Here is a 24,024-nt window from a genome sequence, read left to right on the forward strand (position 1 = left end):
CGCGGCATCGATAGCCTAGCCGATCTTGATGACAAGGTGCTCGGCGTGGCCGGCGGCTCGGTCGACAAGAGCTGGCTGCTGCTGCGCGCCTACATGATCGAGAAGCACGGTCTCGACCCAGCGGACATGGTCAAGGCCATACACGGTGCACCGCCATTATTACAGGAGAAGTTTTTACAGGGTGAGTTCGACGGCGTACTAAACTTCTGGAACTACACCGCTCGGCTGCGTGCCGGCGACAGCGTCGAGTTGCTGCGCGTCCAAGACATTCTTCCCGCGCTCGGCGTAGCAGGTCGCTTGCCGTTGATTGGATATGTCTTCCGAGAATCGTGGGCGGCCGAAAATCCTAAGGCTTTGCAGGGTTTCCTCGCAGCCTCGGCGGCAGCCCGCAAAATCCTTGTTGAGTCTGATGACGAATGGGAGCGCTTGCGCCCAATGACCCGCGCCGAGAACGATGCGGTCTTGGCCTCACTCCGCCAGGGCTATCGAGACGGGGTGCCGCAGACGAGCGCTGCCACACAACGCGATGCCATCGCAGCCGCTTTCGCCATCGTCGCCAAGCTTGGCGGGCGTGAACTGGTCGGTCAGAGCACCCAGCTCGCTTCCGGAACCGTCTGGCAGGGGACGCCATGAGACGAGCTGCCACCATAGCCCGCGGGCCAAGCCCCGCACAGTTGCGGCTGATCTCTTTCCTGTCGCTGCTGATCATCTGGGAGGTTGCAGCACTGCTGTTGCAGTCGCGCGAGTTGCCGGACCTTTGGCGGGTGGCAAGCACGTTTTGGATCGAGCTCACCGACGGCCCTCTGCTTAGCGACCTCGGCCTCACGCTTTTCCGAGTCTTTACCGCCTTTTTGCTGGCGATGGTCATCGGCACTGCCATCGGCATCGCCATGGGATTCAACCGCCGTCTCGATCACCTGTTCGACGGCTGGCTAATCCTGTTCCTAAATATCCCCGCCTTGGTCACGATTATCCTTTGCCTTCTCTGGTTCGGCATTAACGAGGTTTCCTTTATCGTCGCTGTGGCCCTCAACAAAATTCCCAACGTCGTGGTCACCTTACGCGAGGGCGCCCGCGCCATAGACCGTGACCTGCTGCAAGTGGCGGAAATCTTTCGGATCGGTTGGAAACGGACATTCTTCCACTTTTTTCTGCCCCAGCTCTATCCCTATCTGATGGCTGCTGGACGCTCGGGCGTGGCGTTGATTTGGAAGATCGTGCTGGTGGTGGAGTTGCTCGGCGGCTCCAGCGGCATCGGCTTCCGCATGAACCATTTCTTCCAGTATTTCGATATTGCCGGCCTACTCGCCTACACCATGGCTTTTATCGTGGTCATGCTGCTGATCGAGATCGCTTTCGTTGAGCCGCTGGAGCGGCGCCTGACCCGGTGGCGAAAATGACTGCCGCGGGCTCGCAGCTTTCGGTTCGCATTGACCGCAAGGCCTATCCCTCGATGACGACGGACGAACCTGACCGGCTTGCTATCGAGGGGCTGAGCTTCGATGCGGCCGCGGGTGAGTTCATTTGCATCGTGGGCCCCTCGGGCTGCGGCAAAACCACCATGCTCAATGTGGTTGCCGGCCTCGACCATACTGCCCAGGCCGCGATTGAGTTCGGCGGCAAAAGCGACGCGAAAACATCGCGCATTAGCTACATGTTCCAGACGCCACGGCTATTGCCGTGGGCGACGGTACGCGAGAACGTGAGCCTTGTGCTACCGCCGCAAGAAGCCGATAGAGGCCGCGCCGAAGCCTTGCTTGAGGAAATGAAGCTCGGCGATCGTCTCGACGAATATCCCAACCGGCTTTCCGGCGGCATGCAGCGGCGCGTGGCCCTTGCTCGCGCCTTTGTTACCGAACCGGAGTTGCTCTTGCTGGACGAGCCGTTTATCTCTCTCGATGGGCCGGTCGCGGACCATTTGCGCGGCATATTACTGCAGCTCTGGCGGGCGCAACCGACGACAGTGCTATTCGTCACCCACGACTTGCGCGAGGCGATCTATCTAGCGGATCGTATCCTGTTTCTCTCGGACGCCCCGTCGCGCGTGATCCTTGACGAACCCGTACCCATCAAGCGGCCGCGTGATGTCGAAGACCCGCGCATCGAGAACTACCGTCAGCAGCTTCTGGCGGGCAATCGCCTGATTCTGCAAGGTCTAAATTCCGTGTCGAATTCACCAGCGCTGGCATTGGGAAATAAAGAGCAACCGGGCGACCGGCACGTGAGGGAAGAACCGAGATGAACGAAGTTCCCACGGAGACGGTAACACGTTGGGCACTGAAAGCTCGCGACGTGCAGAAAAGCTACGGCCAGCGCAAGGCGCTCAACGGTACCAACATAGCGCTGTCTGAGGGCGAGTTTGCGGCACTGCTCGGCCCCAATGGCGCCGGCAAGACGACCCTCTTTCAGCTGCTGACAGGTTTGTTCGTGGCAGACGGCGGCAGCATCGAGGTCGACGGTACCAATATCAGCAACAACGCGGTGCCGGCGTTGTCGGGCATCGGTGTGGTCTTCCAACAACCGACCCTCGACCTTGATCTCTCGGTGGCCGAGAACTTACGCTTCCACGCGAACCTACACGGCATCGGCGGTGCCGAGGGGCAGCAACGTGTCCACTATGAACTCGAAAAACTCAAACTCGCCGATCGCGCCAATGACAAGTCGCGCGCACTGTCGGGTGGCCAGCGCCGCCGGGTGGAGCTGGCACGAGCACTATTGCACCGGCCCAAGGTTCTGCTCATGGACGAGCCGACCGTCGGCCTCGACCCAACCAGCCGCCGCGACTTGCTGGCCTATGTTCTGGAACTCAGGCGCAAACGCAAGATGGCGATCCTTTGGGCTACACATCTGGTGGATGAGGCCGAAATGGCCGACCGTGTGGTGGTTCTGCACCGCGGCAGCGTCCTGACCAGCGGCAACCCGCAGGCTCTGATCGAGGAAACCGGAAAAGCCAATCTGCACGATGCCTTCGTCGCGCTGACCGGCCAGAAAGACAGCTAAAACGATTCCACGAAGTGGGAGAAAGAGACTTTGCGAACTTCAATTCGATTAGCACTTGCCGGACTCATTATCTGTCTTACCGGCAACGGGATGACCTTTGCCGCCGGCACCGGCTATATCTTTGTCAGTAATGAATCCGACGACACAGTCAGCGTTATAGACGGCGGCAGTTTCGAGGTGATCAAGACTATCGCGACGGGCGATCGCCCCCGCGACATGCGCTTTAGCCCGGACCGCACACGCCTCTATGTTGCCACCAGTGGCGACGACCATATCGAAGTGATCAACATTGCGACGCTCGAGGTTGCAGGCACCATCGAGGCCGGTGAGGATCCGGAAATCTTCCAGCTTGACCCGTCTGGCAAGATCTTGGTGGTCGCCAACGAAGACGATAACGAGGTTACGGTCACCGACGTCGTCAGCGGCAAGCAGCTGCGCGTGATAGAGGATGTTGGTGTCGAGCCCGAGGGCATCACCTTTCGCCACGATGGCAAGGTTGTCTTCGTCACCTCGGAAGCCACCAATTCGGTCCTTATCATCGACCCCTGGGTCGGCAAAATTATTGACGAAGTGCTGGTCGGTAATCGGCCACGCCGCGGCATCGTAACCCCTGATAACAAAGAATATTGGGTGACTAACGAACTCGGCGGCACGGTGAGCATTCTCGACGCCCAGACCTACTCACCACTCGGCCAAGTCTATTTTGAAAAGCGGGGTATGCGCCAGGAAGATATCAATCCGGTCGACTTCGCCATGACCAAGGATGGCAAGACGGCCTATGTCACCCTCGGTCGTGCCCGCCACGTAGCGGTAGTCGACGTGGCCAGCCGCGAGGTTGAGGAATATATCCTCGCCGGCGACCGCGTCTGGGGCGCAGCGCTCAACCGGGACGAAAGCCTGCTCGTGGTGACGAATGGCGCCAGCGACGACGTCACCATCATCGACACTGACGACAACCGCGCGATCAACGCCATATCGGTGGGCCGCACACCGCACACAGTGCGGATCGACGACTGATGCGTAGACTACTCGCAAGCCTCGTCCTAGTGATGACAGCACCGCTAGCATTGGCCCAGGATGACGGTGCGCCCACCATGACCATCGGCTACCTCGATATGGCTGAGGATCCTCGCTACGACGAGTGGGGCATCCATCCGGTCGATATTCGCTCCTCCACCGCGATCGTCGACCGCCGCGGGTTGGCGGGGGCAGAGCTTGGTATGGAAGATCTCTCTCGCCTGAAGCGCGTGGCCAAGACCTCGTTTGCAATGGATCATGCCCGAGTCACCAATACGGCCGGAATACTGAGCGAGATCGCGCGTATGCGTGAAGCGGGTGCCGCCGTTTTCGTGCTTGACGCCCCATCCAAAGTGTTAGTCGAAGTGTCCGCTGCTTTGGCCGCAGAGAATATTCTGCTGCTCAATGCGACTGCCATTGGAGACTCCTTGCGCAATGAAGATTGCCAAACAAATCTGTTTCATATAGCGGCCAGCCGGGCCATGCTGACCGATGCTCTGGCACAGCATCTTAAGGAACGGAACTGGCAGGAGATTATCGTGCTTCAGGGTCCGCTGGCTGAGGACGTGGAGAGCGTGGCCGCGTTTACGCGCTCAGCCGACCTGTTCGGCCTGGAGATTGTCGATGCGCGACTCTTCGTGCTGGGAAACGATCCGCGGGCACGGGAGATGAACGATCTTGATTTTCTGACCGGCTCCGAAGATTACGACGCTGTGTTCGTCGCGGACGTACACGGCGAGTTCGCCCTGAGTGTGCCGCATCGCACCCGCAAGCCGGCACCGGTCGTCGGCGCCTCCGGTCTGGTGCCGCGCATCTGGCATTGGTCCTACACCCGCCACGGCGCACCGCAGGTGCATGGCCGCTTCGAGCGCCTGCACAGCCGCCGGATGGGCGAGGCGGATTGGGGTGCCTGGGTCTCTATGAAGGCGATCGGCGAGGCGGTCGCCCGTACCAAATCGCGAAACGTCGCCGACATCCGCGATTACTTCCGCAGTGAGAAGATGCGTGTCGACGGCTCCAAAGGCCCGGGCATGAGCTTCCGCATCTGGAACAACCAGCTGCGCCAGCCGATCATGCTAGCAACCCAGGACTGGGTCAGTGCCCGCGCCCCCATCGAGGGCTTCAAACATCGCACCAACGACCTTGATACCTTGGGTCAGAGCGAGCGCGAAATGGCTTGCGGATTTTGACGGTCACCTCCAAGAACGCTAATAGCTGAGACGACAATCGCATCCGAGGGGGAGGATAACCGATAATGCGAGCCGATCATGCGGTCACGGCACTCGTCGCCCTGAGCCGGCGCGAGGTGATCAAATTCTTGCAGCAAAAGGGCAGACTGTTTTCCGCCTTCGTCCGTCCGGCGCTATGGTTGTTTGTCTTCGCGCTCGGATTTCGGAACACCTTTGGTATCGATGCCGGCGATCCCTACCCGCAGCAGAATGTCGTCTACGAATACTACATCCTGCCGGGCCTCGCCTGCATGGTGCTATTATTCAGCGGCATGCAGTCGTCGCTGTCGATGGTTTACGACCGCGAGATGGGCATGATGCGGCTCTTGCTCACCGCACCGCTACCGCGTTGGTACCTGCTCACGGCCAAGCTGCTTTCGGGCACTTTTCTATCTGTGATACAGGCGTATGCCTTCTTGCTGATCTGCCTGCCGTTCGACATGTTTACCGGCCTGCAAGTGGCGTTTGTCGATCCCTTGGGCTGGCTTTATGCGCTACCGGCATTGATCCTCACCGGCATGATGCTGGGTGCGCTCGGGCTGTTGCTCTCTGTGCATATCAAGCAGCTAGAAAACTTCGCCGGAACGATGAATTTCGTCATCTTCCCGATGTTCTTTATTTCACCTGCCCTGTTCCCGCTATGGCGACTGTTGGAGAACGGTGCCGATGTGGTTTGGTGGGTCGCCCAGTTCAATCCCTTCACCTATGGCGTACAGCTGGTGCGCTATGCCGGAGAAGGCCAGTTCTACGGCCTTGGCGCGCTCGTGGTTTGTGCCTGCACGGTGGCCTTCCTGATCGGCGCCATTTACGGCTACGACCCCCAGCGCGGCTTCGTGCGGCGTAGCCCGCAGACGGCCTAAGGCAATCCGGGAGACTCCCATGGATATTAAACCTGCCTTCACCGATCTCGTAGGTGACACGCCTATGTTACGCCTCAAGCGCGCCTCCGAACTCACCGGCTGCGAGATATATGGCAAATGTGAATTCCTGAACCCCGGTCAGTCGGTGAAGGATCGCGCGGCGCTGTTCATCGTGCGCGATGCGGAGAAGCGTGGTGTGCTCAAGCCTGGCGGCACCATCGTAGAGGGCACCGCAGGTAACACAGGGATAGGGTTAGCGCTGGTCGGCAACGCGCTCGGCTATCGATCTGTCATCGTCATGCCTGAGACCCAGAGCCAGGAAAAGAAGGACATGTTGCGCATGTGTGGCGCCGACCTTCGCCTGGTTCCCGCCGTGCCCTATTCGGACCCCAATAACTACGTCAAATATTCTGGCCGCCTGGCGGACGAGATCGCGGCCACGGAACCGGCCGGGGCGATCTGGGCCAATCAGTTCGACAATGTCGCCAACCGCCAGGCACATATCGACGGCACCGGGCCCGAGATTTGGCGTCAAACCAACGGCAAAGTCGACGGCTTCACCTGCGCCGTCGGCACCGGCGGCACGCTGGCCGGTACCGCTATCGCACTGAAAGAGCGCAACCGCGAGATTCAAGTCTGGGCTTCGGATCCCCTCGGCGCCAAGATCTACGAGCTCTACAAGCCGGGCGCACCGGTCGTCGAGGGCAACTCGGTCACCGAGGGTATCGGGCAGGGCCGCATCACGGCAAACCTCGAAGGCGCACCCGTCGACGATGCGCAGCAGGTCACCGATACGGAAGCGCTGACGGAGATATTTGCCATGATCAAAGGCGAAGGACTGGTGCTCGGCGGCTCCACGGGCATCAACATCGCGGGCGCCATCAAGATGGCTAAGGCCATGGGGTCCGGACACACCATCGTCACCGTGCTTTGCGATTACGGTGATCGCTATGCCAGCAGCCTCTTCAACCCGGACTTCCTGCGCTCAAAGGATCTGCCAGTGCCCGACTGGATGGCATAGCGCGGTGACCGAGCTGGTCTTCCGTGACGACGCCTATGCTCAGCGCTGCAAAGCCCGCGTGACGGGCGTCGACAAGCGCAGCATTCGGCTCGACCGTACTGTCTTCTACGCCCGCGGCGGCGGCCAGCCGGGCGATATTGGGTGGTTGGAAGGCACCGACGGCAGCCGCGTCGGGATCGGCGATACGATCAAGGATGGCGATGACGTCCTCCATATCCCCACCGAGAGTGCCAGCCTCCCCACCGCAGGTGATGCCGTGACCGCGATTATCGATTGGCCGCGGCGCTATCGCCTCATGCGCTCGCACAGCGCGCTGCATCTATTGTCGTCGCTGGTCGACGGTGCCGTGACCGGCGGTAGCGTCGGCCTTGAGAAGAGCCGTCTTGATTTCGATCTACCGGATATCTCGCTCGACAAGAAAGCACTGACCGAAGCTCTTAACCGCCTCGTTGCCGGGGACCACCAGGTCAGCGCATGCTGGATCAGTGATGCCGAGCTGGACGCCCAACCTGAATTGATCAAGACCATGTCGGTAGCACCGCCGCGCGGCGCCGGGAGAGTGCGCCTGATCGAGGTCGCCGGCATAGATATACAAGCCTGCGGCGGAACCCATATTTCCCGTACCGTCGAGATCGGGCATCTACGCATCGGCAAGATCGAGAACAAGGGCCGCCATAACCGTCGCATCAATCTAGTGCTGATGGACAAAAACAATAGGAAAGCAACTATGACCTACGTGAATCCAGATGCACTCGTCTCCACAGAATGGCTGGCGGCGCATCTTGATGGACCAGACGTGTGCGTGGTCGACGGTTCGTGGCACATGCCACAGCTTGAGCGCGACCCGCGCTCAGAATATGACGCGCGACATATTCCGGACGCCGTCTTCTTCGATATCGATGAGATTGCCGATACCGACCCGGGCCTACCACATATGTTGCCTAACCCTGCCAAATTCGCCAGCCGCATGCGCGCACTCGGTCTTGGCGACGGCACGCGGGTCATTGTCTATGACACCACCGGCATGGGCAGCGCGGCACGCGTCTGGTGGACCTTTCGTGTTTTCGGTCATGACGATGTTGCGGTGCTCGACGGCGGCTTGCCCAAGTGGTTAGACGAAGGACGACCCATCAATGACCAAAGGGTTTTCCCGCAGGAGCGGCGCTTGACCGCCCGGCGCAACGGGCTCTTGGTGCGCGATATCGACCAGGTCCTGAGCAATGTGAAGAGCCAGCGTGAACAGGTGCTCGATGCCCGTAGCGCCGGACGCTTCGCGGCGACCGAGCCAGAGCCCCGGGCGGGACTGCGTGGCGGCCGTATTCCGGGCTCGTTCAACCTGCCATTCCCCGAGCTTTACGAGCCCGAGAACAAGACTATGAAGCCGGCCGACGAGTTGCGGGCGCTTTATGACAAAAGCGGCATCAACTGCGACGGCCCCATTGTCACAAGCTGCGGCAGCGGTGTCACAGCCTGCATTCTAGCGCTTGGGCTCTACCTCATCGGCAAGACCGACGTGGCAGTCTATGACGGCTCGTGGACCGAATGGGGCGGTTGCGAAGACACACCCATCGACCAAGGCTAAGGGAGGCAGGGCATGGCTATGAATCCTGGCACAATCGCATCCGACAGCGAGCGTGTGATGCTGACGATCTTTCTCAAGCATACGCAGCATCTCACCCTCGACGAGATGGGTGCGAACTTGCGCAAGAACGGCTTCTTTAAGAACTTTCCGCCCGAGGGCGTGGAGGTGCGCAGCTGGTACCAGCTCATGAGCTTCGGCCACGTCGTGACCCTGATGGTGCCGCCGGCCAAGGTGCGCGAGGTTAACCGCGCGCTCGAATCTGGTAGCTACACCACATTTAAGAGTGAGGTCTATGCGGGCTACGACTTCTGGCCCGTGATCCAAGCCATCAAGGCCCAGGAGGCCGAAGGTTAAGATGAAGAAGGACACGGTTCTGATCGGCGCCGGACGGACGCCCGAGGAGAACCACGGGGTGGTCAACCCGCCCGTCTATCACGCTTCGACCATCACCTATCCAAGCCTAGCGGCTCTCGAAGAGACCTCACGCAAGCGCTTCGACGCTGGCGTGACCTATTATGGGCGCTACGGTACGCCGACCCATTTCTCGCTCGAACGGGCAGTAGCGGCGGTCGAGGGCGGCGACCGTGCCGTGCTCTGCGGCTCAGGTAAGGCGGCGCTGGTGGCGGCACTGACCGCTTTCGTAAAGCGCCACGACCATCTCCTCATGGTGGACACCGCCTATGCCCCGACACGCACCTTTTGCGACGGTTTCCTCGCCCGCTTCGGCGTCGAGACAACTTATTACGATCCATTGATCGGCGCCGGCATCGGCGAGCTGATCCGCCCCGAGACAAAACTGGTTTTTATCGAATCACCAGGCTCAGAGACCTTCGAAGTGCAGGACCTCCCTGCCATCGCCAAGGCAGCGCACGCTAAGGGCTGCATCGTGATGTGCGATAACACCTGGGCGAGCCCGCTTTATTGCGATCCCTTTGCGCTCGGCGCTGATGTCTCTATTCAGGCCGCAACCAAATATATCGCCGGCCATTCCGATGCCATGCTCGGGGTAATCACTACCAGGGCGGAGCAGCATCGCGTTGTGCGAGCCGCCGCATATGACCTCGGTGCCTCGGCGGGTCCGGACGACGTCTACTTGGCCCTGCGTGGCATGCGCACCTTGCGCGTTCGGCTCGAGCGCCACTGGAAGACCGGGCTGGCACTGGCCGAATGGCTAAAAGCCCGGCCTGAGGTGACGCGCGTCATGCATCCGGCCTTGCCGAACGATCCAGGGCACGCGCTCTGGCAGCGGGACTTCAGCGGCGCCAGCGGACTTTTCGGCTTAGTGCTCAAGCCGGGACCGAAGAAGGCGCTGGCGGCTATGCTCGACGGCATGTGTCTATTCGCCATGGGCTATTCCTGGGGCGGCTACGAGAGCCTGATCGTGCCCACCCACCCAGCAGCCCATCGCACGGCGTCCGCGTGGAGCGACGAAGGTCAGAACCTTCGCATCCATGCTGGACTTGAGGACGTCGAAGATCTCATCGCCGACCTCGAAGCCAGCCTCGTGCGCTACGACGCAGCACGCTAAGGGCACTTGCGTCATGCGGCCGGGTCTGTTCCCCTGTTCGACATGATATGGAACCGCAAGGTTAGGCCCATGTGGGCAGAAGGCGGCTAATGGCGCTCCCGGCACTGGCACTGGGTCGGCCGGAGACAGCGAATGCGCCGGGCGTCGGCCTGACCCGCTGGCAGGTCGGCAGCGCCGCCACAGCGACGGCGTTCACGGGCGACGGCGAGCACGCCGCTTTCGGTTTTGTCGACGGCAGCGTGCGCCTGGTAATGCTCAACAGCTACGACACGCGGCGCATGATCGGTGAACCCATTCACAACGGCGCGGTACGCATGCTGACCCCCGGTGACGGCGGCGAGGTGGCAAGCCTCGGCGCCGACGGCCGCGCCGTGATGATCGATGGCGGCGGCTTCGCGGCCGAGCTTTACGAGCCTCGTGCCGAAGGCCAGGGCGCCCTAGCCCTCGACGGCGCTGCCGGCCGTTTTGCAGTAGCGACGTCCACAGGCACCTGGCTGCTCGATGCCACCGGCCGCGAGATTGCACAGTTCCAGGGCCATACGGTCTCCGCCTTGGCGCTGTCTCCGGATGCGCAAACCATTGCCATCGGCGAGGTTAACTCTGTGCTGCTTTGGCGACCGCGAAGCTATCTCTCGACGCAGCGTCTCTATTGCTCTGCTGTGCATGATCTCATCTGGTCAACTGACGGCAGCCGCCTTGCGGCGCGCAGCGAAGCCACCACCACCTGCTGGCAATTTGCCGGCCAAGGGAATTTTGTCGAGATGACTTTGCTGGGCCGTGCCGCAAGGCTCTCCTGGAGCAACAGCGGCAAGTATCTTATCGGTAACGGCGAGACCGGTCTACTCTGTTGGCAATCAGATGATAAGCCCAACAGTCTTTGCTGGAAGGCCCCGGCGCGACTGGCACCGATGAGCGGGAGTCAGGTGAGTGCGCTAGCCTGTCATCCGTATCACGCGTTAGTCGCGGTAGCCTATGACAACGGCTGCGTGCTTCTGGCAGAGCTTCGGGACGGCGGTGGGCGCATGGTGCGCCATGCCAGTGGCACCACAACCCGGGCGCTCGCCTGGTCACCGGACGGAACTAGATTGGCGGCAGCCGGCGAGAAAGATGTCGCTATATTCGATTTTCGCGAGCTGGAAGAAGGCTGGTCGTGAGGTGTCTGGCTATCGTCGTGCTTATCCTCCTGGCAACCCCTGCCAGCGCCGAGGAACCAGTATTCCTCAGCGATGAGCTTTGGATCGAGACCGGCGAGACGCGCCTCCATTTTAAGATCGAGCTAGCTGAAGGTGAGCGGCAGATGGCGCGCGGCCTGATGTTCCGCACTGAGCTAGCCGACAATGCCGGAATGCTGTTCGACTTCGGCCGCACGGGCCCTATCGCCATGTGGATGAAGAACACGCTAATCCCGCTCGACATGCTGTTTGTCGATGAATACGGCGTCATTACCCATATCGCGCGCTGGACGACGCCATTGTCGCTGGAGACCATAAGCTCGAAAGGGCCCGCGCGCGCAGTCATCGAGATCAAAGGTGGCATGACGGAGCGCTTCGGCATCATGCCGGGCGATATCGTCATCCACCGCACCTTCGAACCCTGATCCCGTGGGCAGACAGCGCAAGCTTCGCATGCGGATTCTTTTCGGCCCCGAGATTGCGGTCGGGCCCGGTAAGGTCGCGCTGCTCAAGGCAATTGGCAAGACCGGCTCGATATCGGCCGCGGCGCGCGAACTCGGCATGTCGTACCGCCGCGCCTGGCTGCTTTGTGACACCATGAACCGCTGCTTTCGCTCCCCCGTGGTCGAGGCCAATCCCGGCGGGCGCGGTGGCGGCGGAGCGAAGGTGACGGCGCTCGGTGACGAGGTGCTGGCACGCTACGACGCCATGGAACGCACCGCGATCGAGAGTGTAAGCGAGCAAATCAGAAACTTTTCAACGCTTCTTTCGGACGATCCGCCGACCACCGACGATGAGGAGCGTAATGCTTGACAACAAGCGTTATATTTTTCTATATATATCGATCACTATATTCGAGGATATACAACAGCCTTCAAACGTCAGGTCGCGGCCGGAGTTATCTGATGTGTCGTTCCTTGATCCCCCTTGACCGTACACCCTTCCGCTTAATCGGCGGAAGGGTGTGTTTCTTTTTGTGTCTCCTCGGCTGGATTTCCCCCGTTTGGGCGGAGCAGGTGCTTGTTTTCGCCGCCGCCAGCACGCGCGACGCGGTGTTAGAGGCTATAGAGGTGCATGACGGCAACGTGGTCGCCTCCTTTGCGGCAAGCTCTACCCTGGCACGGCAGATCGAGAACGGTGCACCAGCGGCCCTGTTCCTGTCCGCCAACGACGCCTGGATGAACCGCCTCGATTCCCTCGACCTTCTAGAGATGGGCTCGCGACACAACTGGCTCGGCAACCGCCTAGCGTTGCTAGCCTCACCTGACACCGAACCGCCAGTGGGCGCCATTGCACCCGGCTTCCCACTCGCTGACTGGCTCGGCGACGGCAGGCTCGGCCTGGCGGACCCTGACCATGTGCCAGCCGGGCGATATGCCCGCGCCGCACTCGAAAGCCTGGGGATATGGCAGGCTATCGCGCCAAGGAGCGTGCGCGCGCCCAATGTGCGTGCGGCCCTGGCCCTAATAGAGCGCGGCGAGACACCGCTTGGAATTGTCTATGAGAGCGATGCCCGCGTCTGTGCCACCTGCCGCCTTGTCGCGGTCCTTCCCGCTGACAGTCACGCGCCCATCCGTTATCCCCTGGCGCTCATCAAGGGACAGGCGAGCGAGGCGGCACGCGCCTTCCATGCCTTTCTCTTGACCAAGGCAGCCGCCGAAATTTTCGAAAGCTACGGCTTCGTAGTGCATTGACAGGCATGCTCAGCCCTGAGGAATGGCAGGCCATACGGCTCAGCCTGCAGGTGGCGTTCTTGAGCGTCAGCGTCAGCCTGCCGTTGGGTATTCTGTTTGCCTGGGTGCTGGCCCGGCAGCGCTTCCCCGGCAAGACCCTGCTTGACGGCATCATCCATTTGCCGTTGGTTCTGCCGCCGGTTGTCGTAGGCTATGCGCTATTGGTGCTGTTCGGCCGCAACGGTGCGCTCGGCGCACCGCTTCACGACTGGTTCGGCGTGACGATTGCCTTCACCTGGCAGGGCGCTGCCGTAGCCGCCGCCGTCATGGGCTTCCCGCTCATGGTCCGCGCCATTCGCCTGTCGCTCGAAAGTATGGACCGCGGCCTAGAGGAAGCCGCGCGCACCCTGGGCGCCGGACGCGTCGCGGTCTTCCGCACAGTCACCCTGCCGCTTATCGCACCGGGCGTGCTGACTGGCGTGATCCTCGCCTTTGCCCGCAGCTTGGGCGAGTTTGGCGCCACCATCACCTTCGTGTCCAACATTCCCGGCGAGACCCGCACCCTACCCATCGCCCTTTACACCTACACCCAGGTGCCTGGAGGCGATGCGCAGGCGCTGCGCCTAGCGGCAATCGCCGTGGTCTTGGCTCTGGTGGCTCTTCTGGGCTCGGAGATTCTCGCGCGGCGGATGCGCGCGCATATCGGAAACTGACATATGCTTGCGCTCGACATCAGCCATCGCCTTGGCAACTTCACGCTCGACGCCACACTATCGGTTACCGAGCCCGGTATAATGGCCTTGTTTGGCCGCTCTGGCTCCGGAAAGAGCACGCTACTCAACAGCATTGCCGGATTGCGGCGCCCTGACGCCGGACGCATTGTAGTAGATGGCCGAGTTTTGTTCGACTCCGAGATGAACGTCAATGTTTCGCCAGAGCGCCGGCGTCTAGGTTATGTCTTCCAGGATGCGCGACTATTTCCCCACCTTAGCGTGCGCGGCAATCTCGATTATGGCTTGCGGCGTGTATCGCCGGCGCGTCGCCACGTCGCCTACGATCAGGTTGTAGCATTGCTTGACCTCGAGCCGCTGCTCGAGCGTCGCCCGGCGAAGCTCTCGGGTGGCGAAAAGCAGCGCATCGCCATCGGCCGCGCCTTATTGGCGAGCCCGGGATTGCTGTTAATGGACGAGCCGCTGGCCTCGCTCGATGCGGCACGCAAGGCGGAGATTTTACCCTTCGTCGAACGCCTGCATGGCGAGTTCGGAACGCCTATCGTCTATGTCAGCCATGCTATAGGCGAAGTCCTCCAGCTGGCCGATACCATCGCCGTGATGGAGGCGGGCCGCGTGCGGGCCTATGGCGATGTCGAAACCATCACCAGCCGGCCAGACCTCGCCGATGCGGGCTTTGGCGATGTTGGCACGGTTATAGCCGCCCGTATCGTTGGCCACGATACCGACAACGGCATCAGCGAGCTGGAAACCGGCGCCGGCAATTTGCTTATCGGCCGCCTCGATGCACCCGTGGGCGCAGCTGTGCGCCTGCGCCTGCGGGCCCGCGACGTGGCGCTGGCCCTGGACGCACCCGAGCGCATGAGCGTGCTCAATGTTTTTGACGGTGCTATCGTCGCCATCGAACCCCGCGCCGAAGGCGTTGTCGACGTAGCCGTCGAAATCGCGCCAGGCATGCGACTCTGGTCCGAGGTTACGCGCCTTGCCCTTGCCAATCTCGGACTCACGCCCGGCACCCATGTCCACACTCTGATCAAAAGCGTCGCCATCGAGCGCTACCCAAGGAGCTAGCTGTCGGATAAGTTGGGCGCCGTATCCAACGGAGGGTTTCTCGTGTCCGAATTGCCGGCGCCGCGCACGGGTGGCGAAATCCTAATCGATGCGTTGCGACAGCATGATGTAGACCATGTCTTCGGCGTGCCAGGCGAAAGCTATCTGGCGGCGCTCGATGCGCTCTATGGCGCCCGCAACCAGATTCGCATGATTACCTGCCGCCAGGAAGGCGGCGCAGGCTTCATGGCCGAGGCCTATGGCAAGCTCACCGGCAAGCCTGGCATCTGCTTCGTTACACGCGGGCCCGGGGCCTGCAATGCGTCGATCGGCGTGCACGCGGCGATGCAGGATTCAACGCCGATGCTGCTGTTTATCGGCCAGGTGGCGCGCGAGGTCATGGGCCGCGAGGGCTTTCAGGAGATCGACTTTCGGCAAATGTTCGCGCCACCGATCTCCAAGCTGGCGTTGCAAATCGACGATGCCGCGCGCATTCCTGAGATCGTCCACTACGCTTTTCGTACCGCCACCTCTGGCCGTGCAGGCCCCGTGGTCATCGCCCTGCCCGAGGACATGCTGACTGATACCGTGCAGGTAGCGGACGGTCTCCCGGCGACGCCGGTACACGCCTATCCCTCGCCGACGGCGATGGCGGCGCTGCGTGAAAAGCTTGCCATCGCCGAGCGGCCCCTGATGATCCTCGGCGGCGGCGGCTGGCATGGCGCAACCGCCAATATCGCTGCCTTTGCCGAGGCTAATGGCCTGCCGGTCGCCGTCTCGTTCCGCCGCCAGGACCTGTTCGACAATACCAATCCACTCTATGCCGGCGACCTTTCGACCAGCGTCGACCCCAAGCTTATAGCCCGGGTCAGAGAAGCCGACCTCTTGCTGGCGGTCGGCGCGCGCCTTGGCGAAATGACGACGCGCGATTACACCGCCATCAAACAGCCAGTACCGCTACAGACCCTGGTCCACGTCTATCCGGAGGCGGAGGAACTAGGTCACGTCTACCAGCCCGATATTGCAGTGGTCGCCGGCATGGCAGAGTTCGCACATGCGGCGCGCACCATGGACCCGGTGGGTGGAGCCCGCTGGCGCGACTGGGCCAAAGCCGCACACGCTGATCACGAGGCCAACCGCGAGCCCGATACCCTGCCAGGCGAGGTCGACATGGCAGCTATCATGGCGCATCTCGGCAACGTCATGCCGGACGATACGGTGATCACCATCGATGCCGGTAATTTCTCGGGCTGGCCGCAACGCTTCTGGCGCTTCCGCCGCCATGCTAGCGAGCTGGCTCCAACGCTCGGCGCCATGGGCTACAGCGTGCCGGCGGCTGTGGCCGCAGCCGTCGCTGCACCCGAACGTGAGGTGATAGGCTTCGTCGGCGACGGCGGCTTCCTGATGAGTGGCCAGGAGCTGGCCACCGCCGTGCATCACAAGGCACGCCCCATCATTATACTGATCAACAACGGCGTCTACGGTACCATCCGCATGCATCAGGAGCGCAACTACCCGGACAGACCCATCGCCACAGATCTCACCAATCCGAATTTTGCCGCCCTCGCCCGAGCCTACGGCGCCCATGGCGATGTGGTAGAGCGAACGGCCGATTTTGCTCCGGCTCTCGCGCGGGCCCGTGGCTCCGGCACGGCGGCGGTGATCGAGGTGCGGCTCGAGCCTGAGGTGATCACGACACGCACGACATTGTCCTCCATCCGCAACGCGGCGCGGGAACGCACCAACACATAGCAGGCGAGGCCCATGGCAGATCCACGTCCACGCCGACACTATCAGGGCCCCGCGGGTACTTGCTGACCCTCGCTGCGATAGCGCCGATCGTGGTTCTACCGAAATTGGTGATGGGCTGGTCGAAGCAGCTTGGCCCCGGTGTCGAGCGCGGCCTAAACTACACTGTCAATATTAGCTCGGTGGCTGGGCTCTGTCCCTTACACGCGCCACCCTATAGCAGCATCAAGGGCGGCATATATATGATGTCGCATAAAATGCGTGTCGAGTTGGCTGGCACGAACGTGCGCATGACTGAGATTTTTCCGACCGCATGCACACACCGTTCTTCAACACCAACTGGCGAGATCAGAAGCGGGCGCGCTCCTTCACCGAAGGCCAAGAACTGCTCAAGATAAATGATATTGTAGACGCGGCAGGCTAACCATCTGCCCGCGCAACAAACCGCGCCCTTAGCGTGAGAGCTTGATCAGATGCCGGTCTCGTCAAAACGGCGCACGAGGGGAGGCCCGGAAAGCATGCCGACGATCTTGTCGACAACACCGGTCTCGGTGCGCCAGCCCATATATTTGCCGTGGTCGTTAGCGCTCTCCCATCGCTCTATCAGCACGACCTCGTCCGGCGATTCCATATTGCGCAGAGTCTCGATGCTAATGCAGCCGGCATAGGCGCGCGTATCGGCCAGAATACTTTTGAAAAAACCCAGCAACTCATCGCCCCCACCGGGTTTTGCCTTCGTCTCGAGAATGACCGTAACCGCCATGTCTTTATCTCCCTAGAACCGAATTTAGCGGGCACAAACATAGCAACAAGACGAAAAGAACGTAAGGTCAGTGCCGCTGTCGTCTAGCGCATTTGTGATGCAACCTTATACTGCGCGCGACACCATCGAGGAAACTGGGAATGAAAATCACCACCGTCGAGGCCATACCACTACGCTACCCCTTCCACCACGGCGGCCCACCCTCTGGCTGGGGCGGAGAAGCTTGGACAGAAATGACCACCTTGCTGGTCAAAGTCGAAACCGACGAGGGAATTACCGGCTGGGGCGAGGCCTTCGGATATAATGCCATTCCCGCGACCAAGGCGGCACTGGAAACTATGGTTATACCGACCGTCGTAGGGCGCGATGCGTTGCGCATCAGCGAACTTATGCGCGAGCTGCAGCTTTCCCTGCACCTGTTCGGCCGCTATGGGGTTCCCATTTTTGCACTATCGGGCCTCGACATAGCGCTCTGGGACATTGCCGGCAAGGCGACAGGCGTTCCCCTGCACCAACTCATAGGGGGCATCGCACGCGAGACTGTACCAACTTATGCCAGCCTACTGAAATACCAAGACACCGGTATTACCTCAGAGCTCTGTAGTGAAGCGTTGGACAAGGGTTACCGTTTAATCAAGTTGCACGAGAGCACAGTATCCGAGGTCGCCGCCGCACGCCAGACGGTGGGAGAGAAAATCCCCATTATGCTCGACGTGAACTGCGTCTGGAGCCCAAAGGAAGGTCGGCTGATGGCAGAGGCGCTGTTTGAATACGATCTGCATTGGCTGGAGGAGCCAATCTGGCCGCCAGAGAACTTCGATGGCCTCGCCGCGCTTCGCGCCGAAAGCGGCATCCGCATCGCGGCCGGCGAGAACGCTTGCACCGCCTGGCAGTTTCAGGCCATGTTCGAAGCTGGTGCGGTCGATTTTGCCCAGCCCAGCGTGACCAAGGTTGGCGGTATCAGCGAATTTCTCAAGGTAGTCACCCTCGCCGAGATAGCGAATGTCACAGTGGCGCCGCACTCACCCTATTTTGGCCCGGGTTTTCTCGCCACCCTGCAGTTACTCTCGACGCTCCCCAGCATCGAGGCTATCGAGCGTTTCTATGTCAACCTCGACGAGGACCTCTACGCTGGTGCGCTCGCTCCCACCGGCGGCGCTATCACGGTCCCCACCGGCCCCGGCCTAGGCCTCGAACCAGACCCAAACTTCATCGAGAAGTATCGGGAGTAGCGGCGCCCAGAAGAGTCAGGAATCTCTCCGCGTCATGCAGCTGCACCTTTAGTGCGGCAAGGCGCGCTTCAGCTTCAGCGTCCCTCCCCCATTTCTCGGCCTGATAGGCCTCGTCGAGCTGGCTGGCTACGGCGACGGCGGCGGCGTTGCAGTGGCCGCTGGCGAGCGCTAGGGCCAAAATCAGTGAGCCCGAGGCGTGGGTGGCAGCATGTAGACCGGCCAGGGCGAAGGAATCGTGTTCCGCCACGACAGCGCGCAGCTTGGCAAGCACCTGGGGGTCTTGGGTAACGGGCAGGACCCCGTTGGTCACCGCCAGCGGCGCATCGAAGCGGCGTGCCGCCCAGTCCAGCACAGGGTGCCAGATCTCTTTCTGGCGGCGGGCCAGCTCTTGCGGGTGTTCGATCCGATAACATAGGAGATCGGCGCCGCCATAGTCGGCGACTTCGTCGATCACTACCTCGCGTTGGGTCACGACCCAGTCGAGGGCCATGCTAGCGAGGCGCATGAGCGGCATGCTCTCGGGCTCAACGTTCTCACTTTGGGCGTTCCATTCATCGGCGATCGCTTCCGCCAGGACCCGTTTCGGCAGCACCAGAGTCATGTGAGCGGGTGTGCACAGGGGCTTGCCGTCTAAGGTGACGCCATAGCCATCTCCGCAGTCAGATACCGCAGCGATGTCGTAAACACGCTTCACTGCATCTTCGCGACCAGCCCCGCAAGTTCGTCAAACGCATCGAGCACGACGGTCGCGCCCGCATCGTACAAGTCCGCCGCATCGTGATAACCCCAAGCGACGCCGACAGCGGCAACACTGGCAGCGCGCGCCATAGTCATGTCGAAGGTGGTGTCGCCAACCATCACTGTGGTCTCTGGCACCGCGCCGGCCGCAAACATGGCTTGCTCAACCATCGCCGGGTGCGGTTTGCTAGGCGCGTCGTCAGCGGTCTGCAGAACCGTAAAGCGATCATGCAAGCCGAACCGCTCCAAGATCGAGTCGAGGCCGCGGCGCGACTTGCCTGTCGCCATACCCAGGATATAGCCGTTCGCTTTCAGGTTATCGATTGCCGCCAGCGCACCATCGAAAAGCTCGCCTTGCGGCTCGCCGGCAAGACGCCGCGCGAGATGGGCGTCCTTGTAGGCTTCTGCCAACCGGCGACACTCGATAGCCTCCGCCTGCGGTAGCAATTTCGCCATCGCTGCCGGCAACGACAGGCCGACAACGCGCCGCACTGCAGCATTTTCTGGCGGGGCCAAGCTGCACGCAACGAAAGCATCGGCCATGGCCGCAACGATAGCGGCTTGACTGTCGACCAGGGTGCCGTCGCAGTCGAGTAGCACCAGGCGCACGAGTTCGCTCATGCGGCAGCCTCGTCGAAGCCAAGCGCGGCAAAGGTCTTGACCATATGCGCCGGTAAAGGCGCGGTTAGGCGCAGGTTACCGCTATCACGAGACAGCACAAGCTCGCGGGCGTGCAGGTGCAGTTGCTTGTGCCGGGGACCACCATATTTTCGGTCGCCGAGGATCGGCGCGCCGATCAGCGCACAATGAACACGCAATTGATGGGTGCGCCCGGTCAGCGGCGACAACACCAGCCAGGCCCTGCCCTCGGTCGCAGAGACAGTCCGATAATGGGTCACGGCGGGACGCCCGGTGGCATCCTCTTCGACACGCTCAGTCCCCTTCGTGAGCGGGCGATCTATCTCGCCAGCAGCCGAACGCGGGACGCCAGCCACGACCGCCCAATAGGTCTTGGCCACTTCGCCGTCGCGAAATAGGCGGGTTAGGTCGCGGGCAGCGTGGCGATGGCGAGCCAGAAGCAGCACGCCGCTGGTCTCCTTGTCGAGTCGGTGCACGAGGCGCGGCGGCTCCTCGGCGTCGAAGCGCAACGCCTCGGATAGCGCATCGAGATGACGACGCTGGCCGCTACCACCCTGCACCGCAAGTCCAGCCGGCTTGTTCAGTGCCAGCATGTTGTTATCGCGATACAGTACGCGCGCGCGCAGATCATCGCGCGTTGCCGCATCAACCGGCGGCGCCTTGCCCTGTGTTGGAGCCGGCCCGCCCACCGGCGGCACGCGCACTATTTGTCCGGCAAGCAAGCGCATGTTCGCTTTAGCCCTATGCCCATCGACCCGTACCTGACCGGTGCGCAACAGCTTCTGTAACCGACTGTGGGTTACGCTCGGATAATAGCGGGAAAACCAACGATCCAAGCGCAGTGAATCGTCGTCTCCCACAACTTTTACCGTCGTTACACCGCCCATCCGATAATCCCGCGCACCAACGACATTCCAAAGACTAGTCCGGCAATACAAAGCACCACAGAGGCCACGATGTAGCCCATGGCGGGCAACGTCGCGTCACGCTGTACCAGTTCCACGACATCGAGCGAGAAAGTGGAGAAGGTGGTGAATGAACCGAGCACGCCAACCACAAGCATAGCCCTCAATTCTGGGCTCGGCGACCAGACCAGGGCCCCAAGCTCGACAAGCACACCCACGGCCAGCGAGCCCAGCACGTTTACCACCAGCGTGCCGATGGGGAAACCGTACCCCAGCCAATGGCCGATGCCGTTTACAACCAGATAGCGCCCGACCGCACCGATGGCACCACCCGCAGCAACAACCAGAACCGTGTTCATGTTCCGCCCCCTCCTTCGCTGGCCAGACGCTCACGTAACTCGGCCCAATAGGCAAGACGCTTGCTAACTTCGTGCTCGAAACCGCGCTCGACCGGGCGGTAGAACTGCTGGCGTGGCATATCATCAGGGAAATAGGATTGGCCCGAAAAACCCTCATCGCTGTCATGGTCGTAGGCGTAGCCGGCACCATAGCCGAGATCGCGCATCAGGCTGGTGGGCGCGTTGAGGATGTGTTTCGGTGGCATCAGCGAGCCGGACTCCTTGGCAGCCCCAGAGGCCGCTACCATGGCGCGATAAACGGCGTTGGACTTGGGCGCAATAGCCAGATAGATCACGGCCTGGGCGATGGCCAGTTCCCCTTCCGGCGAGCCGACGAAATGATAGGCATCCTTGGCCGCCAGCACCTGCGCCAGAGCCTGGGGATCCGCGAGCCCGATATCCTCCGAGGCGAAGCGCACCAAACGGCGGATAATATAGAGCGGGTCCTCACCGCCCGCTAGCATGCGTGCCAACCAATAGAGGGCTGCATCGACGTCCGAGCCCCGCAGGCTTTTGTGCAGGGCGCTGACAAGATTGTAGTGACCTTCCTGCGCCTTGTCGTAGACCGGCGCCCGCTTCTGCACGACGCGGCTAAGCACCGCTACGTCAAGAGGGTTCTCCGGCATCACCTGGGAGACCGCCTCAAACATATTGAGCAGTGCCCGACCATCACCGTCGGCCATGCCCAACAATGCGGTACGCGCATCGTCAGTGAGCGGTAAGGGGGCTCCTAGAACGGCTTCAGCGCGAACCAACAGCGCCTCCAGCGCAGCTTGGTCCAGGCGGTTGAATACCAATACCTGGCAGCGCGACAACAGCGCTGCATTAAGCTCGAATGACGGGTTCTCCGTGGTGGCGCCGACCAACACCACAGTGCCCACCTCGACGGTAGGCAGAAAGGCATCCTGCTGAGCGCGATTGAAGCGGTGTACCTCGTCCACAAAGAGCAGCGTACCGCGACCTTCGCGATGGCGCGCCTTGGCGGCGGCGAAAACCTTACGCAGATCAGCCATCCCAGAGAAAACTGCCGACAGGGACTCAAACTCCAGGTCGCAGGCATCGGCCAGCAAATTGGCGATGGTCGTCTTACCGCAGCCAGGCGGGCCCCAGAGAACGATTGAAGCGAGCCGTTGCGCCGCCACCATGCGCGCCAACGGTGCCTCGGGCACCAGCAGGTGGTCCTGGCCCAGCACCTCGTCGAGGCTTTGTGGACGCAAACGGTCGGCAAGGGGCCGCGGTGCCGCATCCTCCAATCCCGCCGCTTCAAACAGGGTTGCCATCACCCAGACACGGTCACGCGTAGCACCTCGCCTTTGCGACGAATGGCGACGGTCCATTCATTGCGTGCACGCCCGAGCACCTCGGCGAGCGTCTCGGTGAGATCTATATCGACGCCAGCAACGGTTAACACCACATCGCCCACCCTGAGTCCGATGCGCGCAGCCGGACCGTGCTCGATCTTGAGCACCAGCACCCCCATGGCATCCCGCGCCAGACCAAGCTCATCGGCAAGCGCTGGTGACAAATTGGCTACCGTCGCGCCAGCGAACGGATGGCGGCCCGTAAGGCGACGCACGTCAGCAGGTGGATCCTGCGGCGGCCGTATGAGCACCACACTCACATCGCGCCTGCCGCCGCCGTCAAGCACGCCGAACACGGCTTTGTCACCTATGCCGCGGGTGCGCAAACGAAAATCGAAGCCGTCCCGATCGAAGATATCGCGGCCATCCACGGCCACCAGCACATCGCCAACGCGCAATCCTGCCGCTCTCGCGGGACCCGAGGGGTGTAAGCCCTTGACCAGCACGCCGATCGGTCGCTCGAGGCCGAGCGACTGGGCAATATCGGCAGTGACCGACTGCAATGAGATGCCAACCCAGGGCCGCACAGCACGCCCGCCCGCCACCATCTCGGCAACCACTATCCTCACCAGATTGGCGGGAATGGCAAAGCCGATGCCGATCGAGCCGCCGCCGCGCGAGATGATGGCAGTATTCACGCCGATCAGGCGGCCGTCGAGAGTGACCAGTGCGCCACCAGAGTTGCCCGGGTTGATGGCCGCGTCGGTCTGGATGAAGGCAGCGCCGCTCAATCCCGCCGCCCTCGTGCGCGTTTGAGCCGAGACGATACCGCTGGTCACTGTCTGGCCAACACCAAAGGGATTGCCGACGGCAAGCACGATGTCGCCGACCTCTATCTGGTCGGAATCGCCGAATTCGATGAAGGGCAGCGGTCTATCGCCGCCATCGATGCGCATTACCGCAAGGTCGCTCGATTCATCGCTGCCAATGAGCTCCGCTACCATTTCGCGGCGGTCGGCGAGCACCACCACGACCTCGTCCGCATCCTGCACCACATGGTGGTTGGTAACGATGACCCCGTCGGCGCTGACGATGACGCCCGAACCGAGCGAGTTCTCGATACGCTCGCGTGACATGTCCGGAAAGACGCGGCCGAAGAACTGCTCAAAGAAGGGGTCGCCGGCAAACGGGCTCTGGAAGCGCGAGGCAACAATGCGGCGAGCATAAATGTTGACTACGGCCGGCGAGACTGCCCGCACCACAGGCGCGTAGGAAAGCTGCAACTCCGCAACATCGCGCGGCACCACCTGCTCGGTCGCGAACCCAGCAGCGGGAAGGACGAGAAACAGAACGAGGTATCGCAGAAAGGTCATAACCCAATTCTAGCGTGTTTCCGCTCGACACAGGGAGCACCAAGTCGTGCCCTGCCGGCGACG

26 protein-coding genes and 1 pseudogene (1 of these 27 running past the window's edge) are annotated in these 24,024 nt (G+C 61.6%); 20 read left to right on the plus strand and 7 right to left on the minus strand.

What is annotated here, in order from left to right:
• The 19 genes and pseudogenes from QF629_11180 to QF629_11270 all read left to right on the plus strand — a co-directional run.
• Window positions 1-633, plus strand: partial view of an ABC transporter substrate-binding protein gene (locus tag QF629_11180; GenBank protein ID MDP6014087.1) — the 3' portion only. It extends 363 nt beyond the left edge of the window; only the last 633 of its 996 coding nucleotides appear in the window; its start codon lies beyond the left edge, outside the window; the stop codon is at window positions 631-633.
• The gene (locus QF629_11185; GenBank protein ID MDP6014088.1) at window positions 630-1,400 is read left to right on the plus strand and encodes an ABC transporter permease; all 771 of its coding nucleotides are present in this window, start codon (window positions 630-632) and stop codon (window positions 1,398-1,400) included. The genes QF629_11180 and QF629_11185 overlap by 4 nt, the downstream gene beginning before the upstream one ends.
• Window positions 1,397-2,242, plus strand: coding sequence for an ABC transporter ATP-binding protein (locus QF629_11190; GenBank protein MDP6014089.1), 846 nt, complete (start codon window positions 1,397-1,399; stop codon window positions 2,240-2,242). Before QF629_11185 ends, QF629_11190 begins: the two co-directional genes overlap by 4 nt.
• Entirely contained in the window at window positions 2,239-3,000 is a 762-nt protein-coding gene (locus QF629_11195) for an ABC transporter ATP-binding protein (protein ID MDP6014090.1), read from the plus strand. The genes QF629_11190 and QF629_11195 overlap by 4 nt, the downstream gene beginning before the upstream one ends.
• A gap of 90 nt (window positions 3,001-3,090) precedes the next feature.
• Window positions 3,091-4,017 (plus strand): PQQ-dependent catabolism-associated beta-propeller protein, encoded by a 927-nt coding sequence (locus QF629_11200; GenBank protein MDP6014091.1) that lies wholly within the window; start codon window positions 3,091-3,093, stop codon window positions 4,015-4,017.
• Window positions 4,017-5,207, plus strand: coding sequence for an amino acid ABC transporter substrate-binding protein (locus QF629_11205; GenBank protein MDP6014092.1), 1,191 nt, complete (start codon window positions 4,017-4,019; stop codon window positions 5,205-5,207). The genes QF629_11200 and QF629_11205 overlap by 1 nt, the downstream gene beginning before the upstream one ends.
• Window positions 5,208-5,272: 65 nt before the next feature.
• On the plus strand, window positions 5,273-6,106 hold the full coding sequence (locus QF629_11210; protein MDP6014093.1) for an ABC transporter permease: 834 nt from the start codon (window positions 5,273-5,275) through the stop codon (window positions 6,104-6,106).
• Window positions 6,107-6,125: 19 nt separating this feature from the next.
• Window positions 6,126-7,127: a cysteine synthase A gene (locus QF629_11215; protein ID MDP6014094.1), complete on the plus strand. Its 1,002-nt coding sequence runs from the start codon at window positions 6,126-6,128 to the stop codon at window positions 7,125-7,127.
• Window positions 7,057-7,803, plus strand: a pseudogene (locus QF629_11220) (alanyl-tRNA editing protein). Before QF629_11215 ends, QF629_11220 begins: the two are co-directional and overlap by 71 nt.
• A 51-nt stretch (window positions 7,804-7,854) precedes the next feature.
• Window positions 7,855-8,709, plus strand: a complete 855-nt coding sequence (gene sseA / locus QF629_11225; GenBank protein ID MDP6014095.1) for a 3-mercaptopyruvate sulfurtransferase — start codon at window positions 7,855-7,857, stop codon at window positions 8,707-8,709.
• Window positions 8,710-8,721: 12 nt separating this feature from the next.
• The gene (locus QF629_11230; GenBank protein ID MDP6014096.1) at window positions 8,722-9,063 is read left to right on the plus strand and encodes a hypothetical protein; all 342 of its coding nucleotides are present in this window, start codon (window positions 8,722-8,724) and stop codon (window positions 9,061-9,063) included.
• A gap of 1 nt (window position 9,064) precedes the next feature.
• Window positions 9,065-10,237 carry a cystathionine beta-lyase gene (gene metC / locus QF629_11235; protein MDP6014097.1) on the plus strand — a complete coding sequence of 391 codons (1,173 nt, stop codon included), beginning with the start codon at window positions 9,065-9,067 and terminating at the stop codon, window positions 10,235-10,237.
• Between the two features lie 89 nt (window positions 10,238-10,326).
• A complete protein-coding gene (locus tag QF629_11240) occupies window positions 10,327-11,391 on the plus strand; it encodes a WD40 repeat domain-containing protein (protein ID MDP6014098.1) in 1,065 nt (354 codons plus the stop codon).
• Window positions 11,388-11,834 carry a DUF192 domain-containing protein gene (locus tag QF629_11245; protein MDP6014099.1) on the plus strand — a complete coding sequence of 149 codons (447 nt, stop codon included), beginning with the start codon at window positions 11,388-11,390 and terminating at the stop codon, window positions 11,832-11,834. The genes QF629_11240 and QF629_11245 overlap by 4 nt, the downstream gene beginning before the upstream one ends.
• Before the next feature lie 28 nt (window positions 11,835-11,862).
• Window positions 11,863-12,222, plus strand: a complete 360-nt coding sequence (locus tag QF629_11250) for a LysR family transcriptional regulator (GenBank protein ID MDP6014100.1) — start codon at window positions 11,863-11,865, stop codon at window positions 12,220-12,222.
• A gap of 203 nt (window positions 12,223-12,425) precedes the next feature.
• Complete coding sequence (gene modA, locus QF629_11255) at window positions 12,426-13,103, plus strand: molybdate ABC transporter substrate-binding protein (GenBank protein MDP6014101.1); 678 nt, start codon at window positions 12,426-12,428, stop codon at window positions 13,101-13,103.
• Between the two features lie 5 nt (window positions 13,104-13,108).
• On the plus strand, window positions 13,109-13,795 hold the full coding sequence (modB, locus tag QF629_11260) for a molybdate ABC transporter permease subunit (protein ID MDP6014102.1): 687 nt from the start codon (window positions 13,109-13,111) through the stop codon (window positions 13,793-13,795).
• A 3-nt stretch (window positions 13,796-13,798) separates the two neighbouring features.
• Entirely contained in the window at window positions 13,799-14,884 is a 1,086-nt protein-coding gene (gene modC, locus QF629_11265; GenBank protein MDP6014103.1) for a molybdenum ABC transporter ATP-binding protein, read from the plus strand.
• Between the two features lie 42 nt (window positions 14,885-14,926).
• Window positions 14,927-16,615 carry a thiamine pyrophosphate-binding protein gene (locus QF629_11270; GenBank protein ID MDP6014104.1) on the plus strand — a complete coding sequence of 563 codons (1,689 nt, stop codon included), beginning with the start codon at window positions 14,927-14,929 and terminating at the stop codon, window positions 16,613-16,615.
• A gap of 466 nt (window positions 16,616-17,081) precedes the next feature.
• Here QF629_11270 and QF629_11275 read toward each other — a convergent pair whose 3' ends face one another.
• Window positions 17,082-17,375: an antibiotic biosynthesis monooxygenase gene (locus tag QF629_11275; GenBank protein MDP6014105.1), complete on the minus strand. Its 294-nt coding sequence runs from the start codon at window positions 17,373-17,375 to the stop codon at window positions 17,082-17,084.
• 140 nt (window positions 17,376-17,515) lie between these two features.
• Between QF629_11275 and QF629_11280 the strand changes: the two genes are divergently transcribed.
• A complete protein-coding gene (locus QF629_11280) occupies window positions 17,516-18,607 on the plus strand; it encodes a mandelate racemase/muconate lactonizing enzyme family protein (GenBank protein MDP6014106.1) in 1,092 nt (363 codons plus the stop codon).
• On the opposite strand, the gene QF629_11285 is transcribed toward QF629_11280, so the two are convergent.
• The 6 genes from QF629_11285 to QF629_11310 are packed head-to-tail and all read right to left on the minus strand — an operon-like array spanning window position 18,585 to window position 23,961.
• Window positions 18,585-19,301, minus strand: a complete 717-nt coding sequence (locus QF629_11285) for an ATP12 family protein (GenBank protein MDP6014107.1) — start codon at window positions 19,299-19,301, stop codon at window positions 18,585-18,587. The two genes, QF629_11280 and QF629_11285, sit on opposite strands and share 23 nt — an antisense overlap.
• Window positions 19,298-19,966: an HAD-IA family hydrolase gene (locus QF629_11290; GenBank protein MDP6014108.1), complete on the minus strand. Its 669-nt coding sequence runs from the start codon at window positions 19,964-19,966 to the stop codon at window positions 19,298-19,300. Before QF629_11290 ends, QF629_11285 begins: the two co-directional genes overlap by 4 nt.
• Window positions 19,963-20,871 (minus strand): RluA family pseudouridine synthase, encoded by a 909-nt coding sequence (locus QF629_11295; protein MDP6014109.1) that lies wholly within the window; start codon window positions 20,869-20,871, stop codon window positions 19,963-19,965. Before QF629_11295 ends, QF629_11290 begins: the two co-directional genes overlap by 4 nt.
• Window positions 20,859-21,248, minus strand: a complete 390-nt coding sequence (gene crcB / locus QF629_11300) for a fluoride efflux transporter CrcB (protein ID MDP6014110.1) — start codon at window positions 21,246-21,248, stop codon at window positions 20,859-20,861. Before crcB ends, QF629_11295 begins: the two co-directional genes overlap by 13 nt.
• Window positions 21,245-22,567: a replication-associated recombination protein A gene (locus QF629_11305; GenBank protein MDP6014111.1), complete on the minus strand. Its 1,323-nt coding sequence runs from the start codon at window positions 22,565-22,567 to the stop codon at window positions 21,245-21,247. Before QF629_11305 ends, crcB begins: the two co-directional genes overlap by 4 nt.
• On the minus strand, window positions 22,567-23,961 hold the full coding sequence (locus QF629_11310) for a Do family serine endopeptidase (GenBank protein ID MDP6014112.1): 1,395 nt from the start codon (window positions 23,959-23,961) through the stop codon (window positions 22,567-22,569). Before QF629_11310 ends, QF629_11305 begins: the two co-directional genes overlap by 1 nt.
• Window positions 23,962-24,024 lie beyond the last annotated feature (63 nt).

The sequence above is a fragment of the Alphaproteobacteria bacterium genome (genome assembly GCA_030739735.1).
Lineage (GTDB): Bacteria > Pseudomonadota > Alphaproteobacteria > UBA7887 > UBA7887 > UBA7887.

Coding starts and splice junctions, on each gene's coding strand:
- QF629_11185 (MDP6014088.1), top strand. CDS start 630: ATGAGACGAGCTGCCACCATAGCCCGCGGGCCAAGCCCCGCACAGTTG.
- QF629_11190 (MDP6014089.1), top strand. CDS start 1,397: ATGACTGCCGCGGGCTCGCAGCTTTCGGTTCGCATTGACCGCAAGGCC.
- QF629_11195 (MDP6014090.1), top strand. CDS start 2,239: ATGAACGAAGTTCCCACGGAGACGGTAACACGTTGGGCACTGAAAGCT.
- QF629_11200 (MDP6014091.1), top strand. CDS start 3,091: ATGACCTTTGCCGCCGGCACCGGCTATATCTTTGTCAGTAATGAATCC.
- QF629_11205 (MDP6014092.1), top strand. CDS start 4,017: ATGCGTAGACTACTCGCAAGCCTCGTCCTAGTGATGACAGCACCGCTA.
- QF629_11210 (MDP6014093.1), top strand. CDS start 5,273: ATGCGAGCCGATCATGCGGTCACGGCACTCGTCGCCCTGAGCCGGCGC.
- QF629_11215 (MDP6014094.1), top strand. CDS start 6,126: ATGGATATTAAACCTGCCTTCACCGATCTCGTAGGTGACACGCCTATG.
- sseA (MDP6014095.1), top strand. CDS start 7,855: ATGACCTACGTGAATCCAGATGCACTCGTCTCCACAGAATGGCTGGCG.
- QF629_11230 (MDP6014096.1), top strand. CDS start 8,722: ATGGCTATGAATCCTGGCACAATCGCATCCGACAGCGAGCGTGTGATG.
- metC (MDP6014097.1), top strand. CDS start 9,065: ATGAAGAAGGACACGGTTCTGATCGGCGCCGGACGGACGCCCGAGGAG.
- QF629_11240 (MDP6014098.1), top strand. CDS start 10,327: ATGGCGCTCCCGGCACTGGCACTGGGTCGGCCGGAGACAGCGAATGCG.
- QF629_11250 (MDP6014100.1), top strand. CDS start 11,863: ATGCGGATTCTTTTCGGCCCCGAGATTGCGGTCGGGCCCGGTAAGGTC.
- modB (MDP6014102.1), top strand. CDS start 13,109: ATGCTCAGCCCTGAGGAATGGCAGGCCATACGGCTCAGCCTGCAGGTG.
- modC (MDP6014103.1), top strand. CDS start 13,799: ATGCTTGCGCTCGACATCAGCCATCGCCTTGGCAACTTCACGCTCGAC.
- QF629_11275 (MDP6014105.1), bottom strand. CDS start 17,375: ATGGCGGTTACGGTCATTCTCGAGACGAAGGCAAAACCCGGTGGGGGC.
- QF629_11280 (MDP6014106.1), top strand. CDS start 17,516: ATGAAAATCACCACCGTCGAGGCCATACCACTACGCTACCCCTTCCAC.
- QF629_11290 (MDP6014108.1), bottom strand. CDS start 19,966: ATGAGCGAACTCGTGCGCCTGGTGCTACTCGACTGCGACGGCACCCTG.
- QF629_11295 (MDP6014109.1), bottom strand. CDS start 20,871: ATGGGCGGTGTAACGACGGTAAAAGTTGTGGGAGACGACGATTCACTG.
- crcB (MDP6014110.1), bottom strand. CDS start 21,248: ATGAACACGGTTCTGGTTGTTGCTGCGGGTGGTGCCATCGGTGCGGTC.
- QF629_11305 (MDP6014111.1), bottom strand. CDS start 22,567: ATGGCAACCCTGTTTGAAGCGGCGGGATTGGAGGATGCGGCACCGCGG.
- QF629_11310 (MDP6014112.1), bottom strand. CDS start 23,961: ATGACCTTTCTGCGATACCTCGTTCTGTTTCTCGTCCTTCCCGCTGCT.